The following is a 20,001-nucleotide window of genomic DNA, read 5'->3' as shown; positions in this document are numbered from 1 at the left end:
ATCTGGTTCTATGGTTTGTCGCTCGGTTCCGTCTCAGTTGCGGCCTCATCCACAGGCTGTTCGGGACGAGGTTCAATCGGTGCAAACATCCGCGGATCATCCGGGGTTTCCATGTCGAGAATGACGGGCAGCCCATCATCGCTGTTGCCGAAAATGACAATCTTGGCGTTCTCGGATTCGGCCAGTCGCAGCGTTGCTTCGATGCCGCGCCACTTCAGATAACTCTCTGAAATTGCAGGCGCGATCGTGTTCTGGAAATTCCTGATGCCCTCGGCTTCAATCTCCTTGCGCTGTTTTTCCAACCCTTCGCGCTGGACCCGGAATGCGTATTCCTCGACAACTTGTGCCTGCTCCAGCTTGTTCTCGATGGCCTGCTTGATCTGCGTCGGCAGCGCCACGCGGCGGATCAGAACATCCGTCAACAGGATCAGACCCAGTTCATCGGGCTCTGGCGTCCGACGCCCCAGAATACCGTTGGGCAGATCAGGTGACGTGACGCCCGCGTAGATCTTGGACTGCACATCGGACCGCCCCTCGGTGACCAAGGCTTCAGCATTGAATTGTGCGATCACGGCGCGTGTGACCGATCCGATTTCAGGCACCAGAACCTTTTCAACGTATTCGGGACCGATGTTGTCGTTCAGTGACACGATGTTTTCGCCGATCAGGCGCCACCGGAATGTCAGCGAAATATCGAAGTGCAGCCCGTCATTGGACACCACCTGATAATTGTTGTGATGCGTCTGTAGCCGCAGGTCATAGGTATAGAATTCGTCCCATGGCCAGATCAGGTGCAGCCCCTCGCCCAGAGGGCCAACCGAATTGCTGCCATCGGACGTGGCCAGTCGATGCCAAAGGACACTCTGATGACCAACCGGCGTGGTGTAGACGATGGACTGCCATAGAACGACCAGCAAAAAGAGCACGACAAGTATGACGAAACTCAGCGACAGGCTGAGCCTTCGAACCGCTCTGACAAAGGGAGAGTGCTGTTTCTTGGTCATGGTGCCAACGCTTCCAGGCGGCCTTCGGTCATGTGGTAACGACGGTCGGCGCAGTCAAAATAGCGGTCATCATGTGTAACCGCGATGATTGTCATGCCCTGTGCTTTCAGGTCTGGCAGCAGGGTTTTGTAGAACATCTCACGCGTTGCAGGGTCCTGATCGGCGGCCCACTCGTCCAACACCAGCACGGGGCGGTCTTCGGCCAGCGCCAGTGCCAGTGCGAGACGTTTGCGTTGGCCGGTGGACAGGTGGCCGGGCAGCATATCCGCCCCTTCGGACACCTTGCCATCCATGCCCAGAACGCTCAGCCATTTGCGGAAAACGTCCTGTTGATCGGCATCCAGCGCGTAAGGCTTTGGAAACAAATGGAAGTCCGCAAAAACGGTGGAAAAGATATCCCGGTAGGCCTGCGGCGGCCTTTGAGGGATGTTTGTGCCGTTCAGCGTCATGGCACCATCCGCACGTGGGTACAGCCCGGTCAGCACCCGCAATGCCGTTGTCTTGCCCGACCCATTGCCACCTGTGATGAAAACGATCTCGCCCCGCCCGACTGCAAAGTCGAGATCTTGGACAGCAAAGGCCGTGTCATTGGCATCCGGCCGGTGCGCATAGGACACGCCTTGCAACGACAGGCTGTCAAACGGCGCGTCCCCGAGATCAACTTCGTCTTGCTGATGTTCCAGACAGGCATCCACCGCCTGCTCAAATCTATCAATCGCGCCAAGGCGAAACTTGGCGATGGAATAGTGATGCACGCTGTTGATCACCGATCCGATGGGACCAAGAAGAAACAGAACCGCCATGACCACGCGGGAAATGTCATCCTGCCCGGCCCCGTTCAGCACCGGCAAGGCAAAGACAACACCGCCAGCCAGCAGGTAAGACACGCTGGTCCCGGTTGAAATCACCTGAGAAAACAGCACGGCAGACGTGGTACGCCGATCCGACAATTCCTGTGATGTGGCCTGCATGTCCGCTTCGAGCGCTGCCCGTTTGCCTGCGTGCAGGCGCAGCTCTTTGGCGCCGTGCACAACGGCCTCGGAAAACCGGCGGTGCATGCTGTCCGATGCGGCACCCTGTTCGAGCGCCTTGTCCAGCTCCTTGTTCAGCGCAAAGTACCCAAAGGCCGTGACCACCGCGATCACCAGCGTCAGGATGCCTGCAGCCGGGGACAGGAACAGAAGGTAGCCGTACATGAAAACCAGCAGAACCAGCCCCTCGACGCCCGCAATCAAGGGAACTGCGGCCTGACTGAGAGCGGCGTAGTGGACGGACAATCCGTCCATCACCTGCTCGGCTTCGAGATCCTCGATATCGCGCAATGACAGGTGCAAAACCTTGTCCGTGATCTCTGTCCGACGTTCGTGCAACGCCGTCTCGATCCCGCGCCCTGCCCGGCTGATCAACAGCCTTTGGGCGGTGCGGTAGACCACCAACAGCACAATGAACAACACCGCGACCAGCGTCGAATAGCCATGATATTCGATCAACCGCGCCTCGGTGTTCAACAGGAACAAAACACCCGTGCCACACATGGCCGACAGGACGACAATCGCCATCCACGTGCCGAACGAAACCTCGTCCGGCAGGCGCGGCCATTTGAGCCGCGGCTTGCGCGTGTGATCGGCACCACGCCGCGATAAAAATCGCAGCATGACATTGCCCGTCAATTGTCCGGTCATTGGTCTGGCCTTGTTCCCCGTGTGCTGCGCGAATGAAACCTAGGTTTCAGTGCGCGGCGCGGAAATCAGAACGAAAACGCCCACGAGCAGCGGGGTCAGCAGCAAGGATAGAACGAAACACCCGGCGAACCCGATGTTCCAATTCCGTCCCCAATACCCAACCACAGCACACAAAGCGACATAAGCCAGAACCGGAGGCAAGGTAATCATGCCTTTATCCCCCTGAGCTTATTTGGATTTGGCAGCGGCAACCGCGCTTTTGACGTCATCCGCTTTGGATTCAGCATCGAGGTTCTCGACGGTGCCGCCCTCTTCGAAATGCGAGATGAACACCTGACCGATGGCGTAGGTCGCCGCACTGCCCGCGGCAGCAAGACCGGCACTGCCCAAAAGCGTACCCCCACCTGGGATCAGTTTGAGGGACGAACCCAACAGGCTGCCGCTCAGTGCGGCGGGGCCAAGCGTGCCAAGCAGTGCAGAGATCGCGCATTTGATCGCGTCATCTTTGGCGTCGACGCCATAGAGCTTGCCCAGATCGCGCACCATGCTCAACTGCACTGCGCCAAGCGACACAAGGTCAACGTAAGGCAGCGGCACAACGGCGGCGGCGGCAGACCATTTGACGGCCTTGGTTACAATTTCATTGGCGGCGGCGGAATTTTTGGAAGTTTCGCTGACGGTGTCAGTGGCAGTCGCGGCTGTCATGTCGTCCTCATGCATTGAGTCAGGTTTCAGGATACTGGCAAGAACTTGGGTGGGCTGAAAAACGGTACCCGGTTCGTTAAAATGCATTTAAAACAATGCGATCAGGTCAAATAAAACTTGGCGGTCTTCTAAATATCTAACACAAGTTGTACGCGATGCCGCACGTTCTGGCAACGATCTTTCGCGCCTTGTTCTGTTGAGCTTGCACAACACCGCGCAGCAACGCCCGATTTTGATGCAGCCGCCGGTCCGAGTCAGTGATTTTTGCTAGGACTCAACCAGCCAGGTCAGCACCTGGCCATCGTGCAACCGCCAAGCAATATCGAACACCCGTCCACGCGGGGCGCCGGGCGACAGGTCCTGCGTCAGGGCCAGTGAAATCCGGCGCTGCTCGGGCGGGGCGTTTAATTCTGCTGCCTCGAAACCAAAGTAACGGCCCACCAACGGAAACAGGGCCTTGAACAGCGTTTCCTTGGCGGAGAATACCGCTGTCAGGGTTTCAAGCGCGCTGCCGGTTGCCGCCTGTAGGAGTTCTTTTTCGCTGTTGCTGAGAACTTGCGGCGCAACTGTTGCTGCCATGTCCGCGTCCAGAACCGTCTCGACATCCACACCGACCAAAGCTGTTGGCTGCGACGACATCAGCACCACCGCAACCCCGTCCGCATGCGTGATCGCCCCGGACACATCTGGTGGCCACAACGGCTGCCGATGCGCGCCGGTGCCGACCGATTGTTCCGGCACACCCAATTGCGCCAACCCACGTTGCACCAGATAGCGCCCTGCCAAGAATTCCGCCTGCCTTTTGCCGACTGCGCCTGCAATCTCTGGCGGGCGTATGATGTTCATCTGATCAAACAGCTCGGGCTCGAACGCCGAGACATCAAAACGGCACCCGGCAAAGACCTCCGCACCATGGGGCGGTTCCAAATTGAAATCGTCAGAGATGAACATCGTTTGATGCCTATAGTGGCCCTCAATACCTGACAAGGCGACGGACCAAGCCTGTAGCGTCAAAAACAACGCGCGACTTTTCAACCCTCGTTCCGTTCAAGCCGCACCGCCTACCCTTCCCACCCGCGATTTTGTGCCATACCGTTTGCTGCAAATGACTGTGGGCAAGGGCATGAGTGAAGAGCAAACCGGAGCTAAATCGTGCTGTATGCCCGCCCGCAAGGGGGTGGACGCCCATTCACCGAAACAGACCGGTGCGTGTCGCGAAACCGCACATCCCGACACCGTTCCAATTCCGGGCGGCACAGGGCTGGTCGGTACAAACCGTCCAGAGCTTGCGCTTGATGGGGAAAGCCCGTTGCGCAAAACACGGATCAAACCGTTCCGCATCGACACCACCACCGTGACCAACGCGCGTTTCGCGGCGTTTGTCGAGGCAACAGGTCACGTGACCGAAGCCGAACGATTGGGCGACTCATTCGTGTTTCAGGGTTTTCTGTCAGGTGCCGCGCGCAACGCGCCGCCAGTCCCCGGCGCGCCATGGTGGCGTATGGTACCGGGGGCCAATTGGCGCGCTGTTTACGGACCCGGTTCTGAAGGCGCAGCACCGCCGGACCACCCTGCCGTCCACATCAGTTGGCATGACGCAAATGCCTTTGCCACTTGGGCCGGGGGCCGCCTGCCGACCGAAGCAGAATGGGAACACGCCGCACGCGGTGGTCAAGGCGATGTCCGGTTCCCATGGGGCGACGCAGAACCCAACGACACCGACAGCTTCCCCTGCAACATCTGGCAGGGACGGTTCCCGGACCACGACCTTGGGCGCGACGGGTACACCGGCACTGCACCGGCAAGGTCATTCGCACCCAATGGCTACGGATTGTACAACATGGTCGGCAATGTCTGGGAATGGACGTCGCAAACGTTTCGCGTCAAATCACTGAAGCGGCAGGTCAAGCAGGCGCATGCCGGCAAGGCCGGGTTCAAGATCACCAAGGGCGGATCCTTTCTGTGCCACCCGAGCTATTGCTACCGTTACCGCATCGCCGCCCGCAGCGGCACATCCCCCGACAGCACCATGTCACATCAGGGCTTTAGGCTCGTCTATGACGACGCATGACAAGCCTATGTATGCGCCGCCTTTGACGTGGCATTGGCCCCCGGAACAGTCTTGCGACAGCGCCTAGTCCGGCTTCCGTTTCAAAACGGCCACCATGAACCGCCAATCGCTGTCGGCGAACATGTCATCCACCACCCAACCTGCGGCATCTGCAAGGGCGCGCAGGCTGTCCTGCGTATATTTCCGACAGCTTTCGGTATGGATGCTCTCTCCGGCCTGGAAGTGAATGACTGTACCACCCAGAGCAACCGACTGCGCGCGCCGGGACACAAGGTGCATCTCGATGCGGTCCTCGATCCATCGCGCTTCGTGTGCGAACCCCTCCAGACCGAAATCTGCGCCCGCTTCGCGGTTCAGCCGCTCCAGAATGTTGAGGTTGAACGCTGCTGTGACACCTGCGCGGTCGTCATAGGCGCGGATCAGCTCCTCCCGGTCCTTGACCAGATCCACACCCAGTACAAAGGTGTCGACCCCGTCCAGATCATGCATGCGCGACAACAGATCAATGGCGGCCTGTGGGGCCAGATTGCCAATGGTCGATCCGGGGAAAAACGCCGTCTTGGGCACGCCGTCGAATGTCGATGGCAAGGTGATTGCACTTGTGAAATCAGCCATCACCGGTGCGACGTTCAAATCGGGGTACCTGCGGCGCAGATCCTGGGCGGTGTGCATCAGGAACTCTTCGGCGATGTCGATCGGGACATATGCGCCAAAATGCCCGCCTGCATCGAGCAATGTGCGGGTTTTGACCGAAGCGCCGGATCCCAGTTCGACCAACACGCCACCGGGCGGCACCAGACGCGCCAACTGGTCCGCATGCGCGACCAAAATCGCGGCCTCGGTCCGGGTTGGATAGTATTCGTCCAACTGCGTGATCTCTTCGAACAGCTCCGAACCGCGCGTGTCGTAAAACCACTTGGGCGACAGCTGTTTCTGGGGTTGCGCCAGCCCGGCCAAGGCGTCGGCCAGCAATGCGCTGTTGATTGGTTCGACAGAATCCTTGGCCATGTCACACATCCCTTGCGAGGCGCAGACCCATCATCTGCCACCGCTGATGCGGGTAAAAGAACGTCCGGTAGCTAGCGCGCATCTGTTCGCTGGCCGTGGCACAAGAGCCGCCGCGCAACACCATCTGGTTCACCATGAACTTGCCGTTGTACTCGCCCAAAGCCCCTTCGGGCGCGCGAAAGCCCGGATAGGGTGTGAACGGCGATGCCGTCCATTCCCAGACATCGCCCCAGACGCCGGTGCCGGGCAGCGGGCGCAACTGTCCGCCATCCAGAAAGTTGCCCTGGATGGGCCGTTCCGCAAACGCATGCTCATGCTCCGCCTCGGTGGGCAGACGCGCACCTGCCCAGCGCGCAAAGGCGTCGGCCTCGTAATAGCTCACATGCACCACAGGTGCATCCAGCGCGACAGGTTGTGCGCCACGCAACCCAAAGGACCACCACACGTCGTCCTGCTTCCACCAATACAGCGGATGCGCCCAGGCTTCGCGGCTGGCCACTGCGTGCCCTTCCATCAACCAATGGTCCGGGGCGTCGTAACCGCCATCCTCCATGAACGCGATCCAGTCGCGGTTTGTGACAGCCCGGTCTGCAATTTCGTAGGGCGCAAGAAACACCTGATGCCGAGGCCCCTCGCAATCATAGGCAAACGCGCGACCATCGTGGCCGATCTCGACCAGCCCCCCGTCGTGACGGGTCCACCCATCCGGTCCGGCAGGCAAGACACCCAAGGGTTCGGGGTCGCGGTAGGCGGGCATCAACGGGTTGAATGAGAGTGCGTGCAACAGGTCTGTGACCAACAGTTCCTGATGCTGCATCTCATGGTGACAACCCAGCGTGACCAAGTCCGCGATTTCCGGTGTGTCATCCCGCCCAGCGTCCAACAGGTCCGCCACCGCCTCATCCACATGCGCGCGATAGGATTGCACCGCGGCACAATCCGGACGGCTGATCAGACCCCGCTTGTCCCGCGCATGTCGCGGCCCGGCCTTGACGTAGTAGCTGTTGAAAAGAAACGCGAAACGGTCGTCGGGCGACACGTAGCCCGGCACGCGCTTGCGCAGAATGAATTCCTCGAAAAACCATGTGGTATGCGCGAGGTGCCACTTGGGTGGTGAGGCATCCTCCATGGATTGCAGCATCATATCCTCAGGTAGCAATGGCGCAGCCAACGACGTCGTCCGCGCGCGTGTCCGCGCAAATGTCGACGCGACGGTGGAAGGGTCGTCGGTGGTCAGGGGTTGAGTGCTCATTCGGGGTATTCCTCAACAGAGAAGCGGCGTGCGTTCAACGCAACCAGGCCGCAGATGGGGTCAGCAAAGCGAAACGGGTCCTCATAGCCACAAGCTATGAATTGACGGTTAGCATGATCTTTCACGCTCTACGTGCACACTCCGTTGAGCAGGCGATGAACTTCACGTGAGGTCTGTGTGAAACTGCTGCTGGTCGGTAACAAGAATGCACAGGCGTCGCCTCAGGGACTTGTCCGATTCCGGGCAGGCATTCTTTGCCCCGGCTGGCACCAACCGGGCAGCGACACGCTATTTGGCGATATAGAAACAGGTATTTGGCTGTGTGACTTCGGCCAACCGAGGGTCTTGCACCGCGATCAGGCGCGCACCTGTTTTGCCAGATCAATGAACGCCCGCAATCGGCGGGTCATGTGTTTCTTGCTCCGGTAATTGACGGAATAGCGGGGCAGCGTCTGGCATCGCCCCGCGAGAACTTCGACCACTTGCCCGCTTTCGATCCACGGCGCAGCGATGTCCCGATACACATAGGTCAGCCCCAAACCAGCCGCCGCATGATGCATGAGTGCGCGCATGTCATTTGCCACAATCCGCGGGTCAGGTTGGATCACAAACCCACCGTCAGGCCCATCAAGCCGCCAGGGCGCGCGCTGACCACTGCCGCCGAATGCGTATCCGATCGTGTCGTAGTTCAGGATGTCCTGAGGCTCCATCGGCACCCCTGCCCGCTCAAGGTAACTCTGGCTCGCCACAACCGTCATCGCCAGCGGCGGCCCAACAGGCACGGCGTGTGTCTCGGGCTCCAACAGTGTGTCGGACCGGATCGCCGCGTCTATGCCCGACGTCACAAGGTCGACTTTTTGGTCGTCATATATGACCTCAACCCCCACACCCGGATGCGCGGCGGCAAACTGCGCCAGCAGCGCGTCGAGGAAAAATGGGCCCGCGCTGTAGGGGGCTGACAGCCGCAATGTGCCTGCGACGGTGTCCTTTTCCGCGTCCAACTCGCGGACCGCGCTGTCCAATTCCGTGATCGCAGGCAAGCTGCGCTGGAAAAGGCGCTCGCCCATCGCGGTCAACACCACAGACCGTGTTGACCGTTCGAACAACCGTACGCCCAACCGGTCCTCGAACCGCTGCACGGCCTCGCTCACCGATGCGGGCGCTTGCTTCAGATGGGTGGCCGCCGCGCGAAAGCCGCCGCGTCGTGCAACTTCGACAAAGACCCGCATGTCCCCAAGGTTGCCGTATTGCATTGTTCGCTTTTCCGATCAGTCTGTTAGGTAGAGATGAGGTTAATCTTACAATACTGTGCCCTTAGGTTCTGGACAAGCCAAACAAACCCAAAGGACCACACAGATGACCGAACGCGCAGACATCCAAAACGTGATCAACGCCTGGAACACCGGCCTAGATTCAGGCGACATCGACGCCATGGTCGCAACATGCGACCCAAACGCCGTCACCGTGAACGAAGGTCAGCCTGCCACCATCGGCGTGCAGGCCATTCGCGACAAATACATCCCCCGCATTGCAACCGCCGAGATCACCTCCGGCTACGATATCGAAGACTTGCAGTTTTTTGGCGACGTCGCAGTTGTGTCGGGACGGTTCTACGGCACCATGACGATGCGTGACACCGGTGAGACCCGCACACCCCAAGGCCGGCTGGTTCTGGTCTACAAACGCGATGCGACCGGCGCTTGGAAGATGATCCTCGACATGGACAACAACGGCCCTGCCTGACCAACAACAATTGCCTGTTTCCAACAAAAAGAGATCACACAACATGACCGACCGCATTGCACACCGACCGCGCGACATCGCCCATTGCGTCAGCGCGTTTTTGCAACAGGGCGACCTCGACGGCATCACGTCGATGTTCCACCCGGACTGTCAGGTGTATTTTCCACCTGACCAACCGCCCTCCATCGGCCACCCCGGTGTCCGCGCCGTTTTCGATGGCTTTATGGAACTGCGACCGGAAATCCAGAGCGATGTCATCACCGAGGTCATCGTGGGTGACATCGCCCTGATCCGCGCCAACTGGCGCGCCGTGGTGCCGGACGGGACCGTCATCGCCGAGGGGCAGTCCACCGAGGTCGCGAGACGATTGGACAATGGCGGCTGGGGCTATCTGATCGATTGCCCCAATGGCCCACCCTCCGCAGTGTAGGCACACGCCTTGCACGTGTCTGACAAGACGTCCGCCGCACATGTTGCGGCGGGCAGTCACTTGTTCGGCCCACACGCTTTGCCGAGACGACAAGAACGCAACGCGATCCTCCACCGCGTTAACGGCACTTCCGATATGGATCGTCACGCCGTGCTCTGAATGCAAATGCAGGGTTTTCTGGGCGATGGCGGGTGCCACGGCGCGGGCCAGTATGCGATCCTGGGCTTCGATCACATGCAAAAAGGCGTTGCGCGCCGACAGGCTCGCGGCCAGTTCCAACCCGATGAAACCACCCCCGACAATCAACACACCTGCCCCAGCAGACACCTCCTGCGCCAATTTTTGCGCGTCGGCATATGTGTTCACATAGCGGAGGTACACGCCCGGCATCGTATCGGGCGGTATCTGGCGCGCGGACGCGCCCGTCGCAAGCAACGGCTTGGTGTAGGAACAGGTGTCGCCACCGCTCAGCTTTACGGTCTGGCGAGTACAATCGATCTTGGTGACATGGGTTGCCCGCATGAGGGAAGTGTCGTGCGTGTGGCACCAGTCATCAGGGAAAATCGCGCACAGCGGCAGGCGTTCGTAAGGCAGTTCAGCCTCGTCCCCGATCAGTGTGATCGGCCCCTCTAAACCTGCCATCTGCGCACCTTGGGCCGCGCTGACGCCGCAGTGCCCGGCACCCACAATGACAGTCCCGGCTGTCATCTTTGGCCCGAAAGTGGACAAAATTGACCTGAAGGGACGGGAAATGGATCATCAGGCTGTTGCTGCGTGGCCGTATTGACCAGTGCGATGGCCACATTCCCATCCCCATCGCCCTTCATCTCGTACAGCCAGACCTGCTCGCGAACTGTATCCTCAGGGCCTGACGGGCGGGCATAACCGACGCACTGATCGGTAAAGGTATCGGCGTGCGCGGCCCAAACTACGTCTTCGATCGGGACCAGACACCGCGTGCCTTTGGCCAGCACCGGATAGCCGACGTTGATGTGGTAACACAGCATATGCAGGGTGCGATTGAAGCCACGCTTACGCACCTCGTCCACTAGGTGAACATCGTTTGTGCCAACCTCGACCTCGATGCGGCGGATCAGTTCAAGGTCTTCGGCAAAGACTGAAGATTGACGGACACCCCCCTCAGCCCACAGGAAACAGCCTTCGCCGTAACCGGTCAGGCGCAAGCAATATGCTGACGTGGCCATGTATGCCATGAGCTGCGATTGGTCGGCCGGCGTAGTTTTATTCCGGCACATCTGCCTCATATCCGCCAAGGACATGGTCCAACTCAAACGTGATCAAAAAACCAGAGAAATTGCGGTGACCAGATTGAACTCTCCGTCCGGCACAGACGCATTGAGATCATGGCACGCAAAAAATGCGCGCGCTCCGACCCCGGCCTTATCGGCGGACCGCCGCGCCGCATCGATCACTGATCGGGGCAACATCGACACCTATGGCCGTCCACCACCGTTTCGCCAACTAGATCTCACAAGACTCGCAGAGGGGTGGCCCGATGTCGGCTACGCCAGTTTTGCATAACGACCCTCACAGAATGTAGCGGCGTCTTCGTGGTCTTCTGGCATTGTCATCACCTGTCCCTTCTCTGTTTCCACGCCCGAACGCCCACAAGACCCGCCAGTATCGCAAAGACAGCGATGGAATAGTTTGTGGCCATTGCGGCAGCTTCGACAAACCGCGCGTTGGCGGTTTCACCTGCGGTCATGCCGCCGTCGCCCAAACGGCCAAAGAATATCTGACCCGCCACCGCGATGCCGAGGGCCGCACCTATCTGCTGAAACGCTTGCATGGCCCCTGATCCTGTCCCTGCGTCCTGACGCGCAACGCTGGACATGGTGACCTGGAACAACGACATGATCGCCGCCCCCATGCCAAAGCCACAGATGAGCAGCGGTAGCGCAAAAGCATAGGGGTTCAGGTCCTCTCCAACGGATTTGATCACCGATTGCAGCGCGATCATCCCGATCATCAGCAACACTGCGCCGCCCGCAATCCGTACTGAATGGTGGCGGTCGCCAAACCGTGCCGTGGTCGTCGAGGCGAGCATGACCCCCACAGGGAATGGTGTCGTGACCAGACCGCTTTGCAGCGCACTCAACCCAAACCCCGATTGCAGAAAGATCGCGAGGACCAGAAATAGCCCCGGCACACCGCTGAAAAACAGCGTCACCAACCCAAGCCGCTGCAGGTACGGGCCGTTTGACAAGAGGCTCGGTGGCATCAATGCCGACCGACCACGCGCACTGCGTCGGTGTTCAAACGCGATGAACGCACAGGCCGCCGGAACGGACGCGCCCAACGCGGCAAAGCACCACCAGGGCCAGCCAAGCGCACGCCCTTCGATCAAGGGCACAACCAACAACGTCGCAGACAGAGTGAACAGAACCGTCCCGATCCAATCGGGCCGTGCGTCGCTGTCGGCCTGCATGGCAGGCACAAAGAGGCGCGCGCCGACCAACGCCAAAACGCCAAGCGGGATGTTGATCAGGAATGCCAACCGCCACCCCAGTCCCCCGATATCAGCCGAAATCAACGCACCGCCTGCGATCGGGCCTGCAACAACCGCAAGGCTCGAAACAGTGCCAAACAACCCGAAGACGCGCGGCTTTTCCCCTGCGGGAAAGATCACATGCGCGATGGCCAACACCTGCGGCACCATCATGGCGGCCGCCACGCCCTTGACCGCGCGCGCGGCGATCAATGTCTCGACATCCGGCGCAAGACCGCAAACCGCCGAGGACAGGGTAAAGCCGGTCAATCCACCAATGAACAACCGCCGTCGGCCAAAAACATCACCAAACCGCCCAAACGGCAAAAGACCAACGGCAAGGGCCAGAACGTAAATCGCCGCCACCCATTCGATCTGTGTCGGGGTTGCACCCGTCTCGGCCTGTATCTGCGGCAGGGCCACATTCACAATGCTGACGTCGATCAGGTTCATGAAACTGGCAAAGAACAGAACGGCAAGCGCCGCCCAGCGCCGCGCATGGCCCGTGTCTTGATGCAAACTGGTGTTCGTCGTGATAGTCATGTATCACCAAATGTATCAAGAGATCGCGAAGGTCAATACCTTGTGCGCTCAAAAGTTACGTGAGAAAGAAGTACTCAACGATGAGACAGGACAATCGCCTATCCCGCGTGCTTCACGCGCTGCTCCACCTTAACGGAATGGATCGCCCGGCAACGTCCGAACAGATCGCACAGATGCTGCAAACGAACTCTGCCGTGGTGCGGCGCACGATGTCGGGGCTGCGCGAGGCAGGGATCGTGACGTCGACAAAGGGGCATGGGGGCGGCTGGGCGCTGGCCAAACCGCTGACAGATGTGACGCTGTTGGCCATTTACGAGGCACTCGGGTCACCCAAGCTCTTTGCCATCGGCAATGATGACGACAACCCAAGCTGCCTGCTGGCCCGAGCGGCATATGCCGCCACCGACAACGCCCTGCACGCCGCTCAATTGCAGTTTCGGGCCTCGCTGGATGCCATCACGGTCAAGCAACTGGCCGAAGGGTGGGACAAGGACGCGTGACCCTGCAAATCGAGGCGTACGGGGTCGACGCGGGCGCAGCACCGCCTCGATCCGGAACCGCATTCCCACTATGACATAGGTTCCGACCGAACCACCGCCGTACCCTATACCGACCCATCGGCGCCGCCGAACGCCGTCGCTTGCAGCCATACCCTCCCGTGCTAGCTTACCTTTCAACCGATACTTCGGAGGCATGTATGGAACTGCGTCACCTGCGCTATTTCGTGGCCGTCGCTGATCACGGCGGCATCAGCCATGCAGCCGAACGGCTCAATATCGCCCAACCCGCCGTCTCGCGTCAGATCAGGGATCTGGAGGCGGAATTGGGCTTTGACCTGCTTTCGCGCCAAGGGCGCCGCGTCGTGTTGACCGATGCCGGGCGCGTCTTTGCCGAGCGGGCGCGCGCCATACTGCAGGACACTGAGGACGCAGCCGAAACCGCGCGGCGCATCTCGAAGGGAGAGGCAGGCACCCTCAAAGTCGGCCTGCTCGAAACCGCATCATGGTCGGGGCATGTACCGCTGACCCTCAACCATTTCAAACGCGCACACGACGCCATCCGGCTGGACATCCGCCCGATGAGCTCGGTGGATCAGATCAATGCCCTTATCGCGGGCGAGATCGACGCGGCCTTTGTCTACCGTCAGGACAACATCTCGAACGAGGCGCTGGCCGTGCATCCGCTGCGCACCGACAACGTCGTTTTGGCCGCGTCCACGGACCTTGTCTTTGACCACGACGGGCCATTGTCCTTTGAGGACATAGACGGCCTGCCCATCGTGGCCTTTCCTCGGTCCGTCGCACCCGCCTACCATGACCAACTGTTCGGCGCGCTGAAAGGGATCGGCCTTGACCCGCAGATCGTGCAAGAGGCCGTCGACGAGACAACCATGCTCAGCCTTGTGTCCGCAGGCGTGGGCTGCGCCTTTGTGAACACCACCAACATGCAGCGCCCGCCCCGCCGCGTTCAATTCCGCCCGGTCAAAGGTCTGTCCGTGCCAATCGAATTCCTGTTTCTCACGCAAAAATCGCCCGGCAGTCTGACCCTGTTACTGACAGATACGGTACTCAAAGCAGATACCCAAACAGCATTATTTTAATGCCTAAGAAGACTTTTTAGTTATCTCAAGCAATCGCCATGTTGAGCCCATCGAAACACACGCCGATGGAGACACAGAATGGAACGCCCCTTCAAAACCGCCTTTGCAGCCACCGCACCGGGGTGCGGGGCCACTCAGCCCGCTGTCGCGACACCATCGATGCCGCCGCGGGCGGCATGAGTTCCTTTGCCACCGCGAAACGCGGCAACGACTTTGTCCGCTATACGCCCGGCAACTGACTCAAAAATCACCCTAATTCATAAAATCCAAGGAGTTATCCCATGACGAACGCAAAGGGAGACGTCAACCCCAACCGCCGTGCCTTTCTTGCCGGTATCCCTGCCGCTGCTGCCACTGTCGCCCTCGGCGCATCTCAGGTTGCCGCCCAAACGCCGCGTCCTGTTGCGTCCGGACGCAGGCTGCTGGGCAATCTCGAGGTGTCCGAGCTTGGCCTTGGCGTCCAGAACATGCACCGCACGTTCCACACAGTTGTGCCCGACCGCGACGAGATGATCCGCCTGATCCGATCCGCCTATGAACAGGGTGTGACGTTCTTTGACTGCGCCGAGGTCTATGGACCCTTCACATGCGAACGCATCCTCGGCGAGGCGATGGCACCATTCCGCAACGACGTTCAGGTCACCACCAAATTCGGCTTTGGCGTCGATCCCGAAACCGGGGTGTGGGACTTTACCGTCACCAGCCAGCCAGAGCGCATTCGCCGCGCCGTCGAAGGGTCGCTGCAGCGTCTTGGCACGGATCGCATTGACCTGCTGTACCAGCACCGCGTCGACCCGACCGTCCCGATCGAAGAGGTTGCGGGCGTCGTTCAGGACCTGATGGACGAGGGCAAAGTGCTGCACTGGGGTCTGTCCGAAATGGGCCCCGCAACATTGCGCCGCGCGCACGACATCCTGCCAGTCAGCGCTGTGCAGAGCGAATATTCGATGCTGTGGCGCGGACGCGAGGCGGACATCCTGCCCCTGTGCGCTGAACTGGGCATCGGTTTTGTGCCATTTTCCCCGCTGGGATACGGGTTCCTGACGGGTGCCATCGATATGGAAACCAGCCTTGCACCCGGCGATTTTCGCGCAATGACCACACGCATGGACCCCGAAAACCGCGCAGCCAACATGGCAGTGGTGGACCTGGCCCGCGACTGGGCCGCGCAAAAGAGCGCCAAGCCCGGCCAGATCGCGCTCGCATGGTTGCTGGCGCAGGGCGACAACATCGTTCCGATCCCCGGTACAACACAGATGCCCCATCTGCGCGACAACATCGCCGCCGCAAATCTGCGCTTTTCGGCCGATGAACTGGCAGACATCAGAACCGCATTGGACGGCATCCAAGTGCAAGGCGGCCGCGCGCCCGAACTCGTCGCCAATTGGTCTGACGTCGAAGCACCGGACGCCTGACCGAAAACCCGCATGACATCGCAAGGTGCCATGCGGGCCAAACCCCTGTCACAGGTGATCAAAGGGGCAAAAGGCGCGCGCCTTTTGCTATCCGCTTTGCAATATCGCCCGCGCCACTCGGTTCGGGAAACATGAGTGTTTCAATTCTAACGCCCCTCCAAACACCACACAACGACCACGCCGAATTCGCAGCAAATTGCTGAAAAGGGCCATCATTGCTTGCAGTCTCCCTACTTCTGCCCAATTTTGCGTGAAAGTGCGTGTGTTACATACAGTTGTTTGGAGTGAAGAATTTGCTAAGTCGTATTCTTAAAAAGGTCCTTGGAAACGCCATATCCCCAGCGGGGGCAAACCCACCCGACGCGACCGACGCAAAGCCCTATGCCTTTCTAAACACGTTGGGACGCGGATTTGCCCGTCGTGCCCAGGTTTTCCTGGCAACAGGCGATGACCGTCAGGTTCTGGCCGACTTAAAGGCAAGCATATCGAACCGAAACTTCCACCCCGGACGCACGCACCCGACGTCCGTCACCGCAACGAACGTGTTTTGCTTCGATCTTGGCGGCCAGCCAGAGGTCCTGGCCCGCTTTGCAGAGCTGCGGTTGGTGATGGGATGGGGCTTTAGCCTGCAAATCCCCAAGGGCAGCGAACACATGAGCGCCATTCCCGATGTTGTCCGCGTTTTGCTGTCCGCGTGCTGCGTGAACCATAACAGTGCACAGCAAACGCCAACCTCCTGGGACGATCTGCGCAAGGCAGTGAAAATTCTGGGCGGGCATGACATTGATATCATTCTGTTTTGCCTTCCCACCGAACGCTATTCGCAGCGGCTCATAAAACTGGATCGCGACAAACCTGATGGTTTGCGCAACAGCTTTGATACCAAGATCTTTGTCGCAGCCCTCGACAGGCTCGGGGCAAAGGACCGTGCAACCGTGCTCTCGCGTTGGGCGACAATGCCGTTCACGGCAGAACCTGCGTTTCTGCCCTACCTCTTTCAACAAGGGCACGAGACCGCCGCCACCTTGCGCAAGAATGCAGCCGCCTTGTTGCCCCAACACGACGAGGCCGACGTCACCGCACGCGCGATGGATATGCTGACCGCGAAAAAGGCCACCGCCCGGCTCTTTGCGGTTGAGGCCCTTGGCGCAATCGCAAGCCCCGCCGCCCAAGAGGCCCTTGCCGCGCACAAAAAGGCCGAAAAGTCGCAATCTGTTTTGACAACTCTGGATCTGTTCCTCGCTGCGCCAACAGCGCAGGCAGACGCCGTGACCAACAGCCCGGCCACCGGTGGTGGCTATGTGGATGCCAGCGGCACGCATGTCCCATTGCCGCCCGAAATGGACGTTGTCGACGATGGCAGCGGCCCTCTTGACGCAAGCTTTGCCGCGAAATTTCACCCCGTGGAAGAGAAGATGCGCCAAGACGCCGAGGACAAATACAACCGTCTACTGGCCTATCGGAAAGAAAAAGGGAACAACAGCAACCCACCCAAGAAAGACATTGTGGCGCCCATCGGTGACGCATGGCTCAAGGCGCTGAACACCCCGGTGTCACCGGACAACGCGTTGGGTCGCCGGTACACGCCCTATGTCTCTTACAAATATTTGGACCAGATCAATCCGATCGTGGAACCGGTGTTGGACCAGATCCCGTTGCGCCGTGTGATCGATCTGGTGTGCCGCAATGCCTACAGCCTGTCGAGCATCCTTGATCAACGGAACGAACCGTTGTCGCAACACGTCCACGCCGCGCTGTCAGATGGCCGCGTGACCTTTGCCCAACTCGTCAATATCGCAAAGCAAAACAATGTAGGTTTTGAGAACTCGACACCCGCCGAAGACCGCCGTCCAACCAACTTCAAGTCCGCTTATCTGACACATGTGATTTCGGCGCGGCGGCTCTACGGCGGTCGTGCGATAACGCCCGGCATTTGGCAAGTCGCAGCAGATCATCTGCCGGTCCTGATTGCGGCCCTCCCGCCGCGCGGCACGGACGTAAACGCCGCACAGCGCGCGCTTGGCGTGATTGCGGATTTCCCCAGCGTGCCCGCTGAACTGGTTCAACCGCTTGTATTTGTCGCCATCGATGATCGCGCCAGCCTGCGCATCCCGGCTCAAAAGCTATTGGCGGATGTCCCTGGTATTGATGACCAACTGATCAAGAACCTGACCGACAAACGTCAGGCGGTACGCGCCAACACCGCGCGTTTCCTCGCGGATCGGGGGGCCAAGACGGCCCTGCTCGCCTTGATCAAGCGCCTGAAAACCGAGAAATCGGAGCTGGCGCGCGCTGACATGATCTCTGCCGTGACGCGCCTCGGGGGTGACACGACGCCCTATCTTGGCCGCGACGCATTGATCAAAGAGGCCCAAGGCCTGGTGGGCAAGCTGCCCAATGCGAAACTGGACTGGTTGCCACTGTCGACCGCGCCACAGCTGTGTTGGGCGGACGGTTCGGCGGCTGATCCGGTGCTGCTGGATGCCTGGCTGCGTCTGGCGCTCAAACTCAAATCCCCGCTGGGATCGCCGCTTTTCGGTTTGTATTTCGATCAAATGACCCCTGACAGCGTCACGGCAGTGGCGGATTGGGTTCTCAATTGCTGGATGTCCTATGACACAGACCGCCCCGTCGGCGCTGCCGCCCGCGCCAAGGCCGAGGAAATCGCAAAGCGCACCATGGCATCAAAAAGCAGCTGGATGGCGATGGCCGGTTATTCGCTCGAAGAGATGACAGAACAGATTTTGCGCGACATGAGCTCGGGTTACCCCAATTCCGGCGCGGACAGTAAGGGCATCCTTGCGCTGACCCACCGCGCAACCCCCGCCACCGCAGGGCCACTGATCGCCCGCTATCTGAAACAACACGGCAAACGGGTGTCGCAGGCCAAGGCGATGGTCGAGACCCTCTATGGCATGGGCAGCCAGGATGCGGTTCAGGTCCTGGTCGCAACAGCCACCCGTTTCAAACAACGCTCGGTGCGCGAATTGGCAGAGCAATTGGTGGCCGAATTGGCAGAGGCCCGCGGCTGGTCACGCGACGAACTGGCGGATCGGTCGGTGCCCACGGGCGGGTTCGAGGATGACGGCACACTGCTGCTCGAGGTGGGCGAGGACGCCAAACCCTATCTTGCCCGGTTGACGAGCGACCTGACCGTCAAATTGTTCAACCCCCAAGGCAAAGAGGTCAAATCCATCCCCGCCGGGACAGACGCCAACACCAAAGAGGCCAAGTCCCTGCTCAGTGCCGCGAAAAAAACGATCAAGACCGCGCAGGCGCAACAACAGGCCCGTCTCTATGACGCGATGGTCAGCGGCCGCATATGGGATCGCCAGACGTGGCAAGACGACCTGACGCACCACCCGATCATGCAGCGGTTGATCGAACGCGTGATCTGGCGCGGTCTGGACACCAAGGGTGATATGATCTGTGGCCTGCGCCTCACCCCAGAGGGCGAGGTGCTGAACGCGGCGGGCGATGACGTCGACATGGCCGCCATCAGCAAGATCGACGTAGCCCATACCGCCAACCTGTCCGAGGATGAGCGACAGGCATGGCTGGATCACCTCAGGGACTTTGAGGTCAAACCGCTCTTTGCCCAAGTCTCGCGACCGGTCCGCACACTGACGGATGCGCAAAAGAACGACACGCGCCTGCTGGACCGCGAAGGCTGGATGATGACGACGTTCAAACTGCGCGCCGCAGCCAAAAAGGCGGGCTTTGACCGCGCACCCGTGGGCGACGGCGGCGGCTTTGACGCTTACCGCAAGGAATTCCGCAGCAGCGAGATTTGGGCCGACCTCTATTTCACCGGCAGCCATGTCGGCGAAGAGGACATTCCGGCGGCGATCAAATACATGCAATTCACGCAGATCAATGATCAGGGCGGCGGGCGCACGCTACCGCTCTCCAAAGTGCCCCCGCTTCTGCTGTCCGAGGTCTGGAATGACCTGCACGAGATTGCGAAATCCGGTGCCTTCGATGAAGATTGGGCCAGCAAGGGACTGTACTAATTTGTTTTGCGCAGCAAACAGGTCGG

At 59.9% G+C, this 20,001-nt stretch carries 17 protein-coding genes and 1 pseudogene; 7 read left to right on the top strand and 11 right to left on the bottom strand.

Features of this window, described 5'->3' with window-relative positions:
• Positions 1-8: 8 nt before the first annotated feature.
• The 5 genes from Q0936_RS13945 to Q0936_RS13925 all read right to left on the bottom strand — a co-directional run bounded on the left by Q0936_RS13945 (position 9) and on the right by Q0936_RS13925 (position 4,342).
• Positions 9-1,004 carry a prohibitin family protein gene (locus Q0936_RS13945; protein WP_299146406.1) on the bottom strand — a complete coding sequence of 332 codons (996 nt, stop codon included), beginning with the start codon at positions 1,002-1,004 and terminating at the stop codon, positions 9-11.
• The gene (locus Q0936_RS13940) at positions 1,001-2,686 is read right to left on the bottom strand and encodes a cyclic peptide export ABC transporter (RefSeq protein ID WP_299295531.1); all 1,686 of its coding nucleotides are present in this window, start codon (positions 2,684-2,686) and stop codon (positions 1,001-1,003) included. Before Q0936_RS13940 ends, Q0936_RS13945 begins: the two co-directional genes overlap by 4 nt.
• A 39-nt stretch (positions 2,687-2,725) precedes the next feature.
• Complete coding sequence (locus tag Q0936_RS13935) at positions 2,726-2,896, bottom strand: hypothetical protein (protein ID WP_299295533.1); 171 nt, start codon at positions 2,894-2,896, stop codon at positions 2,726-2,728.
• Positions 2,897-2,914: 18 nt separating this feature from the next.
• Positions 2,915-3,391: a DUF697 domain-containing protein gene (locus Q0936_RS13930; RefSeq protein ID WP_299146408.1), complete on the bottom strand. Its 477-nt coding sequence runs from the start codon at positions 3,389-3,391 to the stop codon at positions 2,915-2,917.
• A 267-nt stretch (positions 3,392-3,658) separates the two neighbouring features.
• The gene (locus tag Q0936_RS13925; protein ID WP_299295535.1) at positions 3,659-4,342 is read right to left on the bottom strand and encodes a 4'-phosphopantetheinyl transferase superfamily protein; all 684 of its coding nucleotides are present in this window, start codon (positions 4,340-4,342) and stop codon (positions 3,659-3,661) included.
• A 172-nt stretch (positions 4,343-4,514) separates the two neighbouring features.
• Between Q0936_RS13925 and Q0936_RS13920 the strand changes: the two genes are divergently transcribed.
• Positions 4,515-5,462: a formylglycine-generating enzyme family protein gene (locus Q0936_RS13920; RefSeq protein ID WP_299295538.1), complete on the top strand. Its 948-nt coding sequence runs from the start codon at positions 4,515-4,517 to the stop codon at positions 5,460-5,462.
• 63 nt (positions 5,463-5,525) lie between these two features.
• On the opposite strand, the gene egtD is transcribed toward Q0936_RS13920, so the two are convergent.
• The 3 genes from egtD to Q0936_RS13905 all read right to left on the bottom strand — a co-directional run bounded on the left by egtD (position 5,526) and on the right by Q0936_RS13905 (position 8,975).
• Complete coding sequence (gene egtD, locus Q0936_RS13915; RefSeq protein ID WP_299295540.1) at positions 5,526-6,470, bottom strand: L-histidine N(alpha)-methyltransferase; 945 nt, start codon at positions 6,468-6,470, stop codon at positions 5,526-5,528.
• Between the two features lies 1 nt (position 6,471).
• A complete protein-coding gene (gene egtB / locus Q0936_RS13910; RefSeq protein ID WP_299295542.1) occupies positions 6,472-7,722 on the bottom strand; it encodes an ergothioneine biosynthesis protein EgtB in 1,251 nt (416 codons plus the stop codon).
• A gap of 356 nt (positions 7,723-8,078) precedes the next feature.
• Positions 8,079-8,975: a LysR family transcriptional regulator gene (locus tag Q0936_RS13905; RefSeq protein ID WP_299295544.1), complete on the bottom strand. Its 897-nt coding sequence runs from the start codon at positions 8,973-8,975 to the stop codon at positions 8,079-8,081.
• 103 nt (positions 8,976-9,078) lie between these two features.
• Between Q0936_RS13905 and Q0936_RS13900 the strand changes: the two genes are divergently transcribed.
• Together Q0936_RS13900 and Q0936_RS20390 are read left to right on the top strand one after the other, a co-directional pair.
• A complete protein-coding gene (locus tag Q0936_RS13900) occupies positions 9,079-9,465 on the top strand; it encodes a DUF4440 domain-containing protein (protein ID WP_299295547.1) in 387 nt (128 codons plus the stop codon).
• 43 nt (positions 9,466-9,508) lie between these two features.
• Positions 9,509-9,895 carry a nuclear transport factor 2 family protein gene (locus Q0936_RS20390; RefSeq protein WP_366524877.1) on the top strand — a complete coding sequence of 129 codons (387 nt, stop codon included), beginning with the start codon at positions 9,509-9,511 and terminating at the stop codon, positions 9,893-9,895.
• A gap of 114 nt (positions 9,896-10,009) precedes the next feature.
• On the opposite strand, the pseudogene Q0936_RS20385 reads toward Q0936_RS20390, so the two are convergent.
• The 3 genes and pseudogenes from Q0936_RS20385 to Q0936_RS13885 all read right to left on the bottom strand — a co-directional run.
• Positions 10,010-10,603: pseudogene (locus tag Q0936_RS20385) on the bottom strand (FAD-dependent oxidoreductase); the annotation flags it as partial.
• Positions 10,600-11,100, bottom strand: coding sequence for a DUF4432 family protein (locus Q0936_RS13890; RefSeq protein ID WP_299295552.1), 501 nt, complete (start codon positions 11,098-11,100; stop codon positions 10,600-10,602). The pseudogene Q0936_RS20385 and the gene Q0936_RS13890, both read right to left, overlap by 4 nt.
• 386 nt (positions 11,101-11,486) lie before the next feature.
• A complete protein-coding gene (locus Q0936_RS13885; RefSeq protein WP_299295555.1) occupies positions 11,487-12,947 on the bottom strand; it encodes an MFS transporter in 1,461 nt (486 codons plus the stop codon).
• A gap of 80 nt (positions 12,948-13,027) precedes the next feature.
• Here Q0936_RS13885 and Q0936_RS13880 point away from each other — a divergent pair, with 80 nt between their 5' ends.
• The 4 genes from Q0936_RS13880 to Q0936_RS13865 all read left to right on the top strand — a co-directional run bounded on the left by Q0936_RS13880 (position 13,028) and on the right by Q0936_RS13865 (position 19,975).
• The gene (locus Q0936_RS13880; RefSeq protein ID WP_299295558.1) at positions 13,028-13,447 is read left to right on the top strand and encodes an Rrf2 family transcriptional regulator; all 420 of its coding nucleotides are present in this window, start codon (positions 13,028-13,030) and stop codon (positions 13,445-13,447) included.
• Positions 13,448-13,644: 197 nt separating this feature from the next.
• On the top strand, positions 13,645-14,547 hold the full coding sequence (locus Q0936_RS13875) for a LysR family transcriptional regulator (RefSeq protein WP_299295560.1): 903 nt from the start codon (positions 13,645-13,647) through the stop codon (positions 14,545-14,547).
• A gap of 281 nt (positions 14,548-14,828) precedes the next feature.
• Entirely contained in the window at positions 14,829-15,962 is a 1,134-nt protein-coding gene (locus Q0936_RS13870) for an aldo/keto reductase (RefSeq protein WP_299295562.1), read from the top strand.
• 542 nt (positions 15,963-16,504) lie between these two features.
• On the top strand, positions 16,505-19,975 hold the full coding sequence (locus Q0936_RS13865; protein ID WP_299295564.1) for a DUF4132 domain-containing protein: 3,471 nt from the start codon (positions 16,505-16,507) through the stop codon (positions 19,973-19,975).
• The last annotated feature ends 26 nt before the right edge of the window (positions 19,976-20,001 follow it).

This window comes from uncultured Tateyamaria sp., from assembly GCF_947488715.1.
In the GTDB taxonomy this organism is placed as follows: domain Bacteria; phylum Pseudomonadota; class Alphaproteobacteria; order Rhodobacterales; family Rhodobacteraceae; genus Tateyamaria.
The sequence above is the reverse complement of the archived record's forward strand: the minus strand, read 5'-3'. Positions and strand labels throughout refer to the sequence as shown.

What these genes read in the sequence shown, in the direction of transcription:
- Q0936_RS13935 (WP_299295533.1), bottom strand. Translation starts at nt 2,896, where the DNA reads ATGATTACCTTGCCTCCGGTTCTGGCTTATGTCGCTTTGTGTGCTGTG.
- Q0936_RS13890 (WP_299295552.1), bottom strand. Translation starts at nt 11,100, where the DNA reads ATGGCCACGTCAGCATATTGCTTGCGCCTGACCGGTTACGGCGAAGGC.
- Q0936_RS13880 (WP_299295558.1), top strand. Translation starts at nt 13,028, where the DNA reads ATGAGACAGGACAATCGCCTATCCCGCGTGCTTCACGCGCTGCTCCAC.
- Q0936_RS13945 (WP_299146406.1), bottom strand. Translation starts at nt 1,004, where the DNA reads ATGACCAAGAAACAGCACTCTCCCTTTGTCAGAGCGGTTCGAAGGCTC.
- Q0936_RS13885 (WP_299295555.1), bottom strand. Translation starts at nt 12,947, where the DNA reads ATGACTATCACGACGAACACCAGTTTGCATCAAGACACGGGCCATGCG.
- Q0936_RS20390 (WP_366524877.1), top strand. Translation starts at nt 9,509, where the DNA reads ATGACCGACCGCATTGCACACCGACCGCGCGACATCGCCCATTGCGTC.
- Q0936_RS13930 (WP_299146408.1), bottom strand. Translation starts at nt 3,391, where the DNA reads ATGACAGCCGCGACTGCCACTGACACCGTCAGCGAAACTTCCAAAAAT.
- Q0936_RS13920 (WP_299295538.1), top strand. Translation starts at nt 4,515, where the DNA reads ATGAGTGAAGAGCAAACCGGAGCTAAATCGTGCTGTATGCCCGCCCGC.
- egtD (WP_299295540.1), bottom strand. Translation starts at nt 6,470, where the DNA reads ATGGCCAAGGATTCTGTCGAACCAATCAACAGCGCATTGCTGGCCGAC.
- Q0936_RS13900 (WP_299295547.1), top strand. Translation starts at nt 9,079, where the DNA reads ATGACCGAACGCGCAGACATCCAAAACGTGATCAACGCCTGGAACACC.
- Q0936_RS13905 (WP_299295544.1), bottom strand. Translation starts at nt 8,975, where the DNA reads ATGCAATACGGCAACCTTGGGGACATGCGGGTCTTTGTCGAAGTTGCA.
- Q0936_RS13875 (WP_299295560.1), top strand. Translation starts at nt 13,645, where the DNA reads ATGGAACTGCGTCACCTGCGCTATTTCGTGGCCGTCGCTGATCACGGC.
- Q0936_RS13940 (WP_299295531.1), bottom strand. Translation starts at nt 2,686, where the DNA reads ATGACCGGACAATTGACGGGCAATGTCATGCTGCGATTTTTATCGCGG.
- egtB (WP_299295542.1), bottom strand. Translation starts at nt 7,722, where the DNA reads ATGAGCACTCAACCCCTGACCACCGACGACCCTTCCACCGTCGCGTCG.
- Q0936_RS13870 (WP_299295562.1), top strand. Translation starts at nt 14,829, where the DNA reads ATGACGAACGCAAAGGGAGACGTCAACCCCAACCGCCGTGCCTTTCTT.
- Q0936_RS13925 (WP_299295535.1), bottom strand. Translation starts at nt 4,342, where the DNA reads ATGTTCATCTCTGACGATTTCAATTTGGAACCGCCCCATGGTGCGGAG.